Annotated in this window: 13 protein-coding genes; all 13 read right to left on the bottom strand. The window is 66.2% G+C overall.

The window, feature by feature from the left end; all coding sequences use genetic code 11:
- Positions 1 to 138: 138 nt before the first annotated feature.
- On the bottom strand, positions 139 to 2,460 hold the full coding sequence (locus ITJ49_RS10040) for a bifunctional (p)ppGpp synthetase/guanosine-3',5'-bis(diphosphate) 3'-pyrophosphohydrolase (RefSeq protein ID WP_194604686.1): 2,322 nt from the start codon (positions 2,458 to 2,460) through the stop codon (positions 139 to 141).
- A gap of 113 nt (positions 2,461 to 2,573) precedes the next feature.
- The gene (locus tag ITJ49_RS10035) at positions 2,574 to 2,927 is read right to left on the bottom strand and encodes a rhodanese-like domain-containing protein (protein ID WP_194604682.1); all 354 of its coding nucleotides are present in this window, start codon (positions 2,925 to 2,927) and stop codon (positions 2,574 to 2,576) included.
- On the bottom strand, positions 2,924 to 3,904 hold the full coding sequence (secF, locus tag ITJ49_RS10030; protein ID WP_194604679.1) for a protein translocase subunit SecF: 981 nt from the start codon (positions 3,902 to 3,904) through the stop codon (positions 2,924 to 2,926). The genes ITJ49_RS10035 and secF overlap by 4 nt, the downstream gene beginning before the upstream one ends.
- On the bottom strand, positions 3,904 to 5,718 hold the full coding sequence (gene secD, locus ITJ49_RS10025) for a protein translocase subunit SecD (protein WP_194604676.1): 1,815 nt from the start codon (positions 5,716 to 5,718) through the stop codon (positions 3,904 to 3,906). Before secD ends, secF begins: the two co-directional genes overlap by 1 nt.
- 91 nt (positions 5,719 to 5,809) lie before the next feature.
- The gene (gene yajC / locus ITJ49_RS10020) at positions 5,810 to 6,238 is read right to left on the bottom strand and encodes a preprotein translocase subunit YajC (protein WP_055958002.1); all 429 of its coding nucleotides are present in this window, start codon (positions 6,236 to 6,238) and stop codon (positions 5,810 to 5,812) included.
- Between the two features lie 81 nt (positions 6,239 to 6,319).
- Complete coding sequence (gene ruvB / locus ITJ49_RS10015; protein ID WP_194604673.1) at positions 6,320 to 7,342, bottom strand: Holliday junction branch migration DNA helicase RuvB; 1,023 nt, start codon at positions 7,340 to 7,342, stop codon at positions 6,320 to 6,322.
- 8 nt (positions 7,343 to 7,350) lie between these two features.
- On the bottom strand, positions 7,351 to 7,962 hold the full coding sequence (ruvA, locus tag ITJ49_RS10010) for a Holliday junction branch migration protein RuvA (RefSeq protein WP_194604669.1): 612 nt from the start codon (positions 7,960 to 7,962) through the stop codon (positions 7,351 to 7,353).
- Positions 7,959 to 8,579 (bottom strand): crossover junction endodeoxyribonuclease RuvC, encoded by a 621-nt coding sequence (gene ruvC / locus ITJ49_RS10005; RefSeq protein ID WP_194604665.1) that lies wholly within the window; start codon positions 8,577 to 8,579, stop codon positions 7,959 to 7,961. The genes ruvA and ruvC overlap by 4 nt, the downstream gene beginning before the upstream one ends.
- A gap of 48 nt (positions 8,580 to 8,627) precedes the next feature.
- Positions 8,628 to 9,389 carry a YebC/PmpR family DNA-binding transcriptional regulator gene (locus ITJ49_RS10000; protein WP_194604662.1) on the bottom strand — a complete coding sequence of 254 codons (762 nt, stop codon included), beginning with the start codon at positions 9,387 to 9,389 and terminating at the stop codon, positions 8,628 to 8,630.
- A 75-nt stretch (positions 9,390 to 9,464) separates the two neighbouring features.
- The gene (gene pdxT, locus ITJ49_RS09995) at positions 9,465 to 10,073 is read right to left on the bottom strand and encodes a pyridoxal 5'-phosphate synthase glutaminase subunit PdxT (RefSeq protein ID WP_194604659.1); all 609 of its coding nucleotides are present in this window, start codon (positions 10,071 to 10,073) and stop codon (positions 9,465 to 9,467) included.
- A 19-nt stretch (positions 10,074 to 10,092) separates the two neighbouring features.
- On the bottom strand, positions 10,093 to 10,995 hold the full coding sequence (pdxS, locus tag ITJ49_RS09990) for a pyridoxal 5'-phosphate synthase lyase subunit PdxS (RefSeq protein ID WP_055958023.1): 903 nt from the start codon (positions 10,993 to 10,995) through the stop codon (positions 10,093 to 10,095).
- 11 nt (positions 10,996 to 11,006) lie between these two features.
- On the bottom strand, positions 11,007 to 11,585 hold the full coding sequence (locus ITJ49_RS09985) for an HIT domain-containing protein (protein WP_370544451.1): 579 nt from the start codon (positions 11,583 to 11,585) through the stop codon (positions 11,007 to 11,009).
- A gap of 2 nt (positions 11,586 to 11,587) precedes the next feature.
- On the bottom strand, positions 11,588 to 13,606 hold the full coding sequence (thrS, locus tag ITJ49_RS09980; protein WP_370544450.1) for a threonine--tRNA ligase: 2,019 nt from the start codon (positions 13,604 to 13,606) through the stop codon (positions 11,588 to 11,590).
- Positions 13,607 to 13,705: the final 99 nt, after the last annotated feature.

Raw genomic sequence — 13,705 nt, 5'->3', positions numbered from 1 at the left:
GGGGCCCGAGGCTCCTGACTGACGTGCATCAGAGGCCTGCTACTCCCTCGTCGAGGAGCGCGACTCCTCAGTTCAGGAGCCCAAGACCCAACGAGCCCAAGACCCCGCGAGCCCAAAGATCCGCGACACCGCGCTCGCTCAACCCCCGCTGACGCGGTAGACGTCGTAGACCGCATCGATGCGGCGAACCGCATTCAGCACCCGGTCGAGGTGGGTGGTGTCGCCCATCTCGAACACGAACCGGCTGAGGGCCAGACGCTCGGACGAGGTCGAGACCGTCGCCGACAGGATGTTCACGTGATGCTCCGAGAGCACCCGCGTGACGTCGGAGAGGAGGCCCGACCGATCGAGCGCCTCGATCTGGATCTGCACGAGGAACACACTCTTGGAGGAGGGCGCCCACGAGACTTCGATCATGCGCTCGGGCTCGTTCATCAGGCTCTGCACATTGTGGCAGGAGGCCTGGTGGACGCTGACACCCTGACCCCGGGTGATGAAGCCCACGATCTGGTCGCCGGGCACCGGGGTGCAGCACTTGGCGAGCTTGACGAGAATGTCGGGTGCGCCTCGCACGAGCACACCCGAGTCACTGTTGCGCAGGGGCCGCTGACGCCCCTTCGACGGGAACTCGAGGTCGAGATCGGTGTCGTCGTCGGTCTGCGTCTGTACGGCCGACAGGATCTTCTCGATCACCGACTGCGTCGAGATGTGCCCTTCGCCGACAGCGGCGTACAGAGCCGTGATGTCGTCGTAGCGCATCGTCGCTGCGACCTCGGCGATCGAGTCTTGGCTCATGAGCTTCTGGAGCGGGAGGTTCTGCTTGCGCATCGCTCTCGCAATGGCGTCTTTGCCCTGCTCGACCGCCTCGTCGCGGCGCTCCTTGGTGAACCACTGCTTGATCTTGTTGCGGGCGCGCGGGCTCTTGACGAAGGCGAGCCAGTCTTGGGAGGGGCCCGAGTCGGGGTTCTTCGAAGTGAAGACCTCGACCACGTCGCCCGACGTGAGGGTCGACTCGAGGGGCACCAGGCGGCCGTTGACCTTGGCCCCCATCGTGCGGTGCCCGACCTCGGTGTGCACGGCGTAGGCGAAGTCGACGGGCGTCGCCCCCGAGGGCAGACCGATGACCTTGCCCTGCGGCGTGAAGACGTAGACCTCTTTCGCCCCGATCTCGAAGCGGAGGCTGTCGAGGAACTCCCCCGGGTCGGCGGTCTCGGCCTGCCAGTCGGAGATGTGGGCGAGCCACGCCATGTCGGTCTCGGTCTTGGGGTCGCTCAGGTTGTCGCGGCCGCCGTTCATCCGCTGCTTGTACTTCCAGTGAGCGGCCACACCGAACTCGGCACGCTGGTGCATCTCGTGGGTGCGGATCTGGATCTCGACCGGACGGCCCTTGGGCCCGATCACGGTCGTGTGCAGCGACTGATACAGGTTGAACTTCGGGGTCGCGATGTAGTCCTTGAAGCGACCGGGGATCGGGTTCCAGCGCGCGTGGATCGAGCCGAGTACCGCGTAACAGTCGCGGAGCGAGTTCACCAGCACGCGGATGCCGACGAGGTCGTAAATCTCGTCGAACTCGCGACCGCGCACGATCATCTTCTGGTAAATCGAGTAGTACTGCTTTGGTCGGCCGACGACGTCGCCGCGGATCTTCGACGATTTGAGGTCGCTCTTGACCGCATTGATGACGTTCTGCACGAATTGCTCGCGCTGCGGGGTCCGCTGCTTGACCAGGCTGTCGATCTCGACGTAGAGCTTCGGGTGGAGCACCGCGAAGCTGAGGTCTTCGAGCTCCCACTTGATGGTCTGGATTCCAAGGCGGTGGGCCAACGGAGCGTAGATCTCAAGCGTCTCGGTCGCCTTGCGGCTGGCCGACGAGGATTCGACGAAACCCCAGGTGCGCGCGTTGTGCAGGCGGTCGGCGAGTTTGATGACGAGCACGCGAATGTCTTTCGACATCGCGACGACCATCTTGCGGACGGTCTCGGCCTGAGCGCTGTCGCCGTACTTGAGCTTGTCGAGCTTGGTGACGCCATCGACGAGCATGGTGATCTCGTCACCGAAGTCGCGACGCAGCATGTCGAGCGTGTAGTCGGTGTCTTCAACGGTGTCGTGCAGCAGGGCCGCCGCGATCGTCTTCGCACCGATGCCGAGGTCGGCCAAAATCTGAGCGACCGCCACCGGGTGGGTGATGTACGGCTCACCGCTCTTGCGGAACTGCCCGGTATGGGCGCGCTCGGCGACCGTGTAGGCGTGTTCGATGATCGAGAGGTCGGCCTTGGGGTGATGCATGCGGACCGTCTTGATGAGCCGGTCGACGGCACCCGCCGGCTGGCTCCGCGAGAAGAGGCGGGGCAGCAGAGTGCGCAGAGAAGCCGTCGAGGCTCCCCCACCCTGCGGCGCTGAACCCGGGCGAACCGGATCACCGGGCGCGGGAGACTCGGTCGTAGAGATCTCTGTCGTCATCAGCGCCCACTCTCGTCAGTGCCTGTGTTCAGCAGTGCATCTGTTCAGCTAGCGGACCCGGTCACGAGAGCTCTCGCCCGACTACCGCATCTGTTCAGGATAGTCGTTCGACGTCAGTCAACCGACGGCTCGGCGCCGTTCTCGCTCGTCAGTTCGCCGTCGGCGTGCTGCCAGGCCACCATTCCGCCGAGCACGTTGACGGCGTTGTAGCCGTTCTGGCGAAGGGCGTTGGTCACCTGGGCGGAACGACCGCCGAGATGGCAGACGACGAGGATCTCGCGGTCGTCGGGGACCTCCGACACGCGGACGCCGATCTCAGACATCGGCAGCAGGTGCGCGCCGGGAGCATGGCCGGCATCCCACTCGTGCTGCTCGCGCACGTCGAGGAGGTAGGCGCCGTTCTCGACGGCGCTGACAGCCTCAGCGGCATCGATCTCAGTGCGCTGGGCGGATCCTTCGGTTGTCATGCGGTGACCTCGGCTTTCGCCTTCTTCTCGTCGGACTTCTTGATCAGCGTCTCGTGACCGCGGATCTGCGCGTAGACCGGCGCCGCGATGAAGATCGTGGAGTAGGTGCCGACCAGGATCCCGATGAACAGCGACAGGGAGATGTCGCGCAGGGTGCCCGCACCGAGCAGAACCGATCCGATGAAGAGGATCGCTGCCACGGGCAGCAGGGCGACGACCGAGGTGTTGATCGAGCGGACGAGCGTCTGGTTGACCGCGAGGTTGACGGATTCGCCGAAGGTGCGAGACGAGCCGTTCTTGTCTTCGGAGTTGTTCTCGCGGATCTTGTCGAAGACGACGACCGTGTCGTAGAGCGAGTAGCCGAGGATTGTCAGAAACCCGATCACCGCCGCCGGGGAGACCTGGAAGCCGAGGATGCCGTAGACACCCGCCGTGATCACCAGGTCGTGGATGAGCGAGACCATCGCGGCCGCTGCCATCTTCCAGGTGCGGAAGTAGATGGTCATGAAGATCGCCGCGAGGATGAGGAAGATCACGAGCCCGCGGATGGCCTGTGTCGTGATGTCGCCACCCCAGGTGGCGCCGATGAAGCTTGTTGCGACGTTCTTCTCGGGCACGTTGTACGCCTTGGCGAGGTCGAGGCCGAGGGCGTCGGTCTGACGCGTCGTCAACTCGTTCACCTGCACGCGGACGATGTCACCGCCGACGATCGAGACGAGGGGCGTGGCGTCGGATTTAAATGCCGTCACGGTATCGATGGCGGTCTCTTGCTTGGGGTCGGTGACCCCCGAGATCTGGTACTCGGAGCCGCCGGTGAAGTCGATGCTGAACTGGAAGCCGCCGCGGGCGAGCGGGATGAGCACGGACGCGAGCACCAGGATGATCGCGATGCCGTACCAGATCTTGCGTCGGCCGACGATATTGACCGAACGGGCCCCCGTGTAGAGGTCGTTACCGAACTGGGAGAAGCTGGCCATCAGGAATCCTTCTCGGACGTGGTGCCGGACTGGTCGTTCGTGGGTGCGGTGCCGTTGGTCGGCCCGGTGCCGCTGGTGGGGCCGGTACCGTTCGTCGGCGCCGTGCCGTCCGCCTCGGCCCTGCGGCGCTCGGCGATCGTCTGACGCTTCTCTGCCTCTTTGCCGCCGGCGCGCTTGCGACCCGCCGCGAGGGGCTCGCGGAAGTGCGCACGACCGCGGTAGACGGCACCGAGGGCATTGGGATCGAGCCCGCTGAACTTGTGGCCGCCGCCGAAGTAGCGGGTGCCGGCGAGCAAGCGCAGCATCGGGTGGGTGAACAGCACCACGACGATGACGTCGATGAGGGTGGTCAGCAGCAGGGTGAGAGCGAAACCCTTCACGTTGCCGACCGCGAGGATGTAGAGGGTGACGGCGGCGAGGAAGTTGACCGTGTCGGACGCGAGGATCGTGCGGATTGCGCGCTTCCAGCCGTGCTCGACCGCTGACTCGAGAGACCTGCCGTCTCGCAGTTCATCTCGGATGCGCTCGAAGTAGACGATGAAGGAGTCGGCGGTGATACCGATGGCCACGATGAGACCTGCCACGCCGGCCAGCGACAGGCGGTAGCCGTCGTGCCAGGAGAGGAAGTCGATCGTGAGATAGGTGATAACTCCGGAGATCGCGAGGGAGAGGACGGTCACGAAGGCCAGTGCCCGGTACTGGATCACCGAGTAGATGATCACCAGGATGAGGCCGATCAGACCGGCGATCAGGCCGGAGAGGAGCTGCGTCGTGCCGAGAGTGGCCGAGATGACCTCGTTGCTCTGGACCTCGAAGTTGATGGGCAGGGCGCCGAATTTCAGCTGGTCGGCCAGGGTCTTCGCGGAGTCGGAGGTGAAGTTTCCGGTGATCTGGGCCGAGCCGTCGGTGATTGCCGAGTTGGTCGAGGGGGCGGTGATGACGGATCCGTCGAGCACGATCGCGAACTGGTTGCGCGGTGCGGTCAGCGAGACAAGACGGCTGGTGACGTTCTTGAACTCCGTGGTGCCCTTGCCGTTGAAGTCGATGTTGACTGCCCACTGGCCGGTGCTGTTGCCCTGAGAGTTGGTGGCGAGGCCCGAGGTCGCGTCGCTGATCGTCGAGCCTTCGACCTCGACGGGGCCGAGGATGAACTTCGAGACCTGACCGCTGTCGTCGGTAGAGCAGGTGACCAGCGGCTCGTCGTCGGGGGCGTTCGTCACGTCGTCCGGGGCGGCGCAGTTGTAGTTCGTGTAGAGGTCGGCGAGACGCTCCGAGATCCAGCTGACGTCAGAGGCATCAGTCGGCTTGGCGGTGGGGTTCGCATCGAGTGTCTTGCTCGGCGTGTACGGGGTGGCCGACGCCGAGGCCCCCACCGAGCTGGCGGTCGCGGCCTCGGTGTAGAGGACTGGACGGAACGTGAGGCGAGCAGCGGACTCGATGCGGTTCAGCTGCTCTTCGCTCGGCTTGCCGGGCAGCGACACGACGATGTTGTTGCGCCCCTGCGTGTTGATCTCGGCCTCGGTGACACCGTTCGCGTTGATGCGCTGACGGATGATCGACACGGCCTGGTTCAGCTGGTCGGACGAGACCGTGGCACCGCTCTGGAGCTGTGCCTGCAGGGTGATCTGCGTGCCGCCCTGGAGGTCGAGCGCGAGCTCGGGAACGAAGCTGGCGTTGCCCCACCACCCTGTGTCGTCGCCCGTGGTCTTGTGCAAGATCGTCGCCGCCCCGTTGAGGGCTGTGATGGCGGCGATGATCACCAGCAGCCAGGTCAGGGAGCGAAGGGCCTTCTTCGCGGGCGTCGATCGTGCCACGGAGGAACTCTGCTTTCTCATGCGAAGAGGGCGTGCCGAGGCGAGCCCTCATCGGGTGGGGATCCGGCCGAACGGCCGGGATCGAGACGGATCAGGACTTGTCGGTGCCGGTCGACGGCGTTCCGTCGGTGTTCGGGTCGACGCGCTCTCCGAACGAGGGCTCGTTCGAGGTGATTGCGGTGTCTTTGTTGAGGCTGTAGCGGGGCTGGTCGGACGAGGATCCGACAATACCGGTCTCAGTCGCGGGAACCTCGGCCACCACGGGCTCGACGATGCGACCAAGGGTCTGGCGGTGCACCTTGATGATGGTGCCGGGCGCGATCTCGACCTCTGCGACGTTCTCGGCGTCGTCGATCGACACGAGCGTGCCGTAGATGCCGAACGTCAGCATGAGCTCAACGCCGGGGACCATCTTGGTCTGGAGTTCGGCCTGCTCGTTCTGGCGCTTACGACGGTTGCGGAAGATGAAGAAGATCAACACCACCAGGAGGACGAGCATGATCGCGGTAGGTGCATCCATGAAATTTCTTCTTTCGCGTGGTGAGATGAAGTGGTTGTCGCCGCGTGAGATCAGACACGACCGCTGAGAAGCCTCCGGCGATTATAGGCCATCACCAAAAAGCCCCTCTGACTGCCGGGCGAGGCCGAAGTGCCGCCAGGCCTCGGGCGTGGCGATCCTTCCCCGCGGCGACCGGGTCAGCAGCCCCACCCGTACTAGGAAGGGCTCGACGACAGACTCGATCGTGTCGGGCTCCTCGCCGACCGACACGGCGAGCGTGTTCAACCCGACAGGGCCCCCGTCGAAGCGAGTGAGGATCGTCTCGAGGACGGCCCGGTCGAGCCGGTCGAGGCCGAGGGCGTCGACGTCGTACAGGTCGAGGGCGCCTCGGACGGTACCAAGGTCGGCGCGCTGGCCGTGCACCAGGGCGAAGTCGCGGACGCGACGGAGCAGGCGGTTCGCGATGCGCGGGGTGCCTCGGCTGCGACCCGCGATCTCGCGGAGTGCCACCCCGTCGATATCGATCTCGAGAAGCGACGCGGCCCGGCGGATGACCTCTTCGAGCTCGGATTCGTCATAGAACTCGAGGTGCGCCGTGAATCCGAAGCGATCGCGCAGCGGGTTCGGCAGAAGCCCGGAGCGCGTCGTCGCGCCGACGAGCGTGAAAGGCGAGAGTTCGAGCGGAATGCTGGTCGCACCGGCACCTTTGCCGACCATGATGTCGATGCGGTAATCCTCCATGGCGAGGTACAGCATCTCTTCGGCCGCCCTGGTCATGCGATGGATCTCGTCGATGAACAGCACTTCGCCGGGCACGAGCGACGACAGCACCGCTGCCAGATCACCGGCGTGCTGGATGGCGGGCCCACTCGACATGCGCAGCGGGCGGTTGCTCTCGTGCGCGACGATCATCGCCAGCGTCGTCTTGCCCAGACCGGGCGGGCCGGCCAGCAGGATGTGATCGGGGGTACGCCCCTGCATGGCCGCCGCGCGGAGCAGCAGCTCGAGTTGGCCGCGCACCTTCGACTGTCCGACGAACTCGGTCAGCGACTTGGGCCGGAGGGCGCCCTCGAAGGCGAGCTCGGCGTCGTTCTCGAGATCGGGGCGAGTGAGATCGTCGCTCATGCGGGCGCTCAGCGACCGGCGCCGGAGCGCTGCGGCCCGAGGCGGGTGAGGGCGGCACGGAGCAGTGCGGGCACCGCGGTCGTCACCGAGGCATCGGCGGTGTCGACCACGTCGTCGATAGCGGCTTGCGCGTCGCGCTCCGACCATCCGAGGCCGATGAGGGCGATCAGCACGTCGGAGGCGGTGGTCGACTTCGCCGTGACGGTCGGTGCCTGCAAGCGCACGTCGAGTTTGCCGGTGAGTTGCACGACGATGAGCTTCGCCGTCTTGGGGCCGATTCCCGAAACCCGACGGAACGCCGCGTCGTCTTCGGTGGCGACGGCGGAGGCGATCTGGGTGGGTGTGAGGTGGCCCAGCACGCCGAGGGCCGACTTCGGGCCGACGCCGGTGACGCCGCGAAGCAGGTCGAAGATCTCGAGCTCGTCGGGAGTCGTGAAGCCGAAGAGCGCGAGGTCGTCTTCGCGCACGATCAGCGTCGTGAAGAGGTGAGTAGTCGAGCCGATGGGCAGCGAGAGCGCAAGCTGCGGCGTGACCGAGACCTTGAGCCCCACTCCCCCGACCTCGATCACCACGGTCGAACCGGATGCGGCGGCGACGGAACCGCGGAGGCTGGAGATCATCCCTTCAGCCTAGGAGCGCGCATCGACTTCTCGGCGTCACGCCACGCACGCTGAGCCGGAGTCAGAGCGACCGGGGTGGGCGTGGTCGCAGCAAGACGGGAAAGCGACGAGGATCCGGCGGGCGTGCTCGCTCCCGGGGCGTTTCGGCGCCACGCATGGCAGATCGCCAGCGCCAGCGCGTCAGCCGCGTCGGCGGGCTTCGGCACCTCGTCGAGGCCGAGCAGCCGGGCCACCATGGCGCCGACCTGCTTTTTGTCGGCCGAGCCGTAGCCGGTCACGGCCGCCTTCACCTCGGACGGTGTGTGCAGGGCGACCGGGATGCCGCGTTCGGCGGCGGCGCGCAGGGCGAGCCCGCTCACCTGTGCGGTGCCCATCACCGTGCGCACGTTGTTCTGCGCGAAGACGCGCTCGATCGCCATCGCGTCGGGGCGGAACTCATCGACGAGCGCCTCGATGCCACGGCCGATGATCATCAGTCTCTGCTCGAGTGGAGCGTCGGCGGCCGACCGGATCGTGTGCACGGAAACGAGCTTCGGGACGCGATTCGCGGCGACCTCGACGATACCGACACCGCAGCGGGTGAGGCCGGGGTCGACCCCCAGCACGCGAAGGGTCATCGGAGCCCGGTCGTTCGCACGCCCGGGCTCACCACGATCGTCGCCCGCTTATTCGTCGTCGTCGAGCTCGGCCTGCACGTCGGCCGTCACGTCGATGTTGCTGTAGACGTTCTGCACGTCGTCATCGTCGTCGAGGGCGTCGATGAGACGGAACACCTTGCGAGCGGTCTCGGCGTCAGCCTCGACCTTGAGGCCGGGCACGAACTCGATGTCGGCGGCGTCGTAGTCGATGCCCGCCTCCTGGAGAGCGGTGCGCGTGGGAACGAGGTCGCTGGGGTCGGTCTGGATCTCGAAGCCCGCACCCTGGTCGATGACGTCTTCGGCACCGGCGTCGAGTACGGCGCCCATCACGTCGTCTTCGGTCAGATCGCCCGACTTCATCACCGTGATGATGCCCTTGCGGGCGAAGTTGTAGGCCACGCTGCCCGGGTCGGCCATCGTGCCGCCGTTGCGCGACATGACCGTGCGGACGTTGGCGGCCGCGCGGTTCTTGTTGTCGGTGAGGCACTCGATCATGAGCGCGATGCCATTGGCGGCGTAGCCCTCGTAGATGATCGTCTGGTAGTCGACGGCGTCACCGGTGAGGCCGGCACCGCGCTTGACGGCGCGGTCGATGTTGTCTTTGGGGACGGAGGTCTTCTTGGCCTTCTGAACGGCGTCGACGAGGGTCGGGTTGCCTTCGAAGTCGGCCCCGCCCATCTTGGCCGCGACCTCGATGTTCTTGATCAGCTTCGCGAACGACTTCGCGCGGCGACCGTCGACGACGGCCTTCTGGTGCTTGGTTGTTGCCCATTTAGAGTGGCCGGACACGGTGGCTCCTTCGCTTACTTTTGCTGCCGTGTCTTCTCGACACGAAAATCTCGATAAGTGTACCGGCCGCCCTCGTCAGGCGCGGTGAGCACGCACCTTTTCGACGAAGTACTCGTGAAAGCGGTAGTCGTGAGTCATCTCCGGGTGGAACGACGTGCCGAGCAGGTTGCCCTGCTCGACGGCGACGACGCGGCCGTCCGCCAGAGTGCCGAGCGGGGTCGCAAGAGGACCCACCTCGTCGACCACTGGAGCGCGGATGAAGACCGCGTGCACCGGCTCTCCGTCGAGCGCCGGCACGTCGAGGTCTTCTTCGAACGAGTCGCGCTGCGAGCCGAAAGCGTTGCGGCGCACCGACACGTCGAGGCCCCCGAGGGTCTGCTGCCCGGCCATCCCGTCGAGGATCCGGTCGGCCAGCATGATCAGACCGGCACACGTCCCGTAGACGGGCAGCCCCGAGGCGATCGCCGCTTTCAACGGCTCGGCGAGCTCGAACGTGCGCGAGAGCTTGTCCATGACGCTGGATTCGCCGCCGGGGATGATCAGACCGTCGACCTCGTCGAGCTCTGACGCGCGCCGGACGGTCACCGCCTTCTCGCCGAGCGACGAGACAACGTGCAGGTGCTCGCGGAAGTCACCCTGGAGGGCCAGGACGCCGATCGTGAGCGGGGATCCTTTGTGTGTCACCGTGGTGTGGGCGCCCGCGCTACCAGCCGCGCTCGGCGAGGCGGTGCGGTGCGGGGATGTCGGCGACGTTGATACCGACCATGGCCTCGCCCAGACCGCGAGAGGCCTCGGCCACGACCCTGGCGTCGTCGAAGAACGTGGTCGCCTTCACGATGGCGGCAGCGCGGGCCGCAGGGTCGCCCGACTTGAAGATGCCGGACCCGACGAAGACGCCGTCGGCACCGAGCTGCATCATCAGCGCGGCGTCGGCGGGGGTGGCCACGCCACCCGCGGTGAAGAGGACGACGGGGAGCTTGCCGGTCGCCGCGACCTCGCGCACGGTCTCGATCGGAGCCTGCAGCTCTTTCGCGGCGACGTAGAGCTCGTCCTCGCGAAGGTGGCGGAGGGCCGCGATCTCTTTCGTGATGGTGCGGATGTGCTTGGTCGCCTCGGAGACGTCGCCGGTGCCGGCCTCGCCCTTGGAGCGGATCATCGCGGCACCCTCGGTGATACGACGGAGCGCCTCGCCGAGGTTGGTGGCGCCGCAGACGAAGGGAACGGTGAACTTCCACTTGTCGATGTGGTTGACGTAATCGGCGGGGCTCAGCACCTCGGACTCGTCGATGTAGTCGACGCCGAGCGTCTCGAGGATCTGCGCCTCGACGAAGTGGCCGATGCGGGCCTTCGCCATGACCGGGATGTTCACGGCCTTGATGATCTCGTCGATCATGTCGGGGTCGGACATGCGAGCGACGCCGCCCTGAGCACGGATGTCGGCGGGAACACGCTCGAGAGCCATGACCGCGGTGGCACCGGCGTCTTCGGCGATGCGGGCCTGCTCGACATTGATGACGTCCATGATGACGCCGCCCTTGAGCATGTCGGCCAAGCCGCGCTTGACGAGAGAGGATCCGGTGGTCGAGGTGGGGGTGCTGTCGCTCATAATCGCCTAGCTTACGGGGTTGACGCCGGTGCGTCCGGGCCCATAGGCCAAGCCCGAGAGACCGCGTCGCGCACGTCGCCGAGCAGATGGGTGACCGCTTTGGTCTCGGCGACGATCGGGAAGAAGTTCGAGTCGCCCGCGTAACGGGGCACGACGTGCTGGTGCAGGTGCGCCGCGATTCCGGCGCCACCCACGCTGCCCTGGTTCATGCCCAGGTTGAAGCCCTGCGCGTGCGAGACCTCGGTCAGCACCCGCATGGCGATCTGAGTCAGCGAACCGATCTCGGCGACCTCGTCGGGGGTCGCCTCGTCGTAGGTCGCGATGTGCCGGTAGGGGCAGACGAGCAGGTGACCCGGGTTGTACGGGAACAGGTTGAGCAGGACGAACGCGTGCTGGCCGCGAGCGACGATGAGGGCTTTCTCGTCGGACTCCCCCGGTGCCTCGCAGAACGGGCACCCGCCCTTGCCGCCCGGGCCGTTCTCGACGTAGACCGCCCGGTGCGGCGTCCAGAGACGTTGGAAGGCATCGGGCGCCGCCGCGAACGAGCGGGACGACTCGGCGTTCTCGTGCTCGTTCGCGGCGTCGGTCACCGTCAGACCTGCGCTTTCGTCTCGATGGCCTCGACGATCTTGGCGATCGCGTCGGCGACCGGGATGCCGTTCTCCTGCGACCCGTCGCGGTAGCGGAAGCTCACCGAGCCCGCGGCACGATCTTCTTCGCCGGCGATGAGCTGGAAGGGCACCTTGGCCTTCGTGTGCGTGCGGATCTTCTTGGGCATGCGGTCGTTGCCGTGGTCGATCTGCACCCGAACGCCCGCGGCCCGGAGCTGGGCGCCGATGCTGTCGAGGTAGTCGCCGTACTCGTCGGCCACGGGGATGCCGACGACCTGGACGGGAGCGAGCCACACGGGGAACGCGCCGGCGTAGTGCTCGGTGAGCACGCCGAAGAAACGCTCGATGGAACCGAACAGGGCACGGTGGATCATCACGGGTCGCTGATGCGAGCCGTCGGTGGCCGTGTAGTCGAGGTCGAAGCGCTCGGGAAGGTTGAAGTCGAGCTGTACCGTCGACATCTGCCAGGTGCGGCCGATTGCGTCGCGGGCCTGCACCGAAATCTTCGGGCCGTAGAACGCGGCGCCGGCCGGGTCCGGCACCAGCTCGAGCCCCGTCTCGCGAGCGACCTGGGCCAGGGTCTCGGTCGCCTCCTCCCAGGTGGCGTCATCGCCGACGTACTTCTCGGGATCTTTCGTCGAGAGCTCGAGGTAGAAGTCGTTGAGACCGTAATCCTTGAGCAACGACAGTACGAACCCGAGCGTGTTCTTCAGCTCGTTCGCCATCTCCTCGCGGGTGGTAAAGATGTGCGCGTCGTCCTGCGTCATGCCGCGGACGCGCGTGAGGCCGTGGATGACGCCCGACTTCTCGTTGCGGTACACGGTGCCGAACTCGAAAAGACGGAGGGGCAGGTCGCGGTAAGACCGGCCCTGCGAGCGGTACACGAGGATGTGCATCGGGCAGTTCATCGGCTTGAGGTAGTAGTCGGCGCCCTGGCGGACGATCTCACCCTCCTCGTTGCGTGCCTCGTCGAGGTGCATCGCCGGGAACATGCCGTCTTTGTACCAGTCGAGGTGACCGGAGGTCTCGTACAGGTTCGACTTGGTGATGTGGGGCGTGTAGACGAACTCGTAGCCCTCCTGCTCGTGGCGCTTGCGTGAGTAATCTTCCATCTCGCGGCGGATGATGCCGCCCTTGGGGTGGAAGACGGCGAGGCCGGAACCGAGCTCGTCGGGGAACGAGAAGAGGTCGAGTTCGGCGCCGAGCTTGCGGTGGTCGCGCTTGGCGGCCTCCTCGAGGCGGGCGAGGTGCTCGCGCAGCTCGTCTTTCGTGGCCCAGGCGGTGCCGTAGATGCGCTGCAGCTGCTTGTTCTTCTCCGAGCCGCGCCAGTACGCGGCCGCGTTCCGCATGAGCTTCCAGCCGTTCTGGATAAGCCTCGTCGACGGAAGGTGCGGGCCACGGCAGAGGTCGCGCCAGACGACGTCGCCGGTCTTCGCATCGACGTTGTCGTACACGGTGAGCTCGGTGCCGCCGACCTCGACCGCCTCTCCGGCATCGCCCGCGGCCTGGTCGAGGTCGGAACCACCCTTGAGGCCGATCAGCTCGAGCTTGTACGGCTCGTTGGCCATCAGCTCGCGAGCCTCGTCTTCGGTGACCACGCGGCGCACGAAGCGCTGGTTCGCCTTGACGATGCGCTCCATGACTTTCTCGATGGCCTTGAGGTCGTCAGGAGTGAACGGCTCCACGACGTCGAAGTCGAAGTAGAACCCGTCGGTGACGGGCGGGCCGATGCCGAGCTTCGCCTCCGGGTTGATCGACTGGACGGCCTGCGCCATCACGTGCGCCGTCGAGTGACGCAGGATCTCGAGACCCTGCGGCGAGTTGATCGAGACCGGCTCGGCGACGATGCCGGGCTCGAAGGTCGTGGCCATGTCGAACAGCGCACCGTCGACGCGGACCGCCACGATGCTGCGGTCGGGGAACAGGTCGAAACCCGTGGCCGTCTCGGTGACCTCTCGCGGTTCGAGGGGATTACTCACGGGTGCGACGGCATCTGACACGGGTGTTCCTTTGCTTTCAGGGGTTTCGACCAGTTTACCGACCGAGAAGCGGCACCGAGACGAGACGGTCGTCGGAGTCTGCGGGCGCGCCACGGCTTG

The sequence above is a fragment of the Frondihabitans sp. VKM Ac-2883 genome (assembly GCF_015350875.1).
In the GTDB taxonomy this organism is placed as follows: domain Bacteria; phylum Actinomycetota; class Actinomycetes; order Actinomycetales; family Microbacteriaceae; genus Frondihabitans.
Note: the sequence above shows the minus strand (reverse complement) of the source record. Positions and strands in the feature narration are given on the sequence as shown.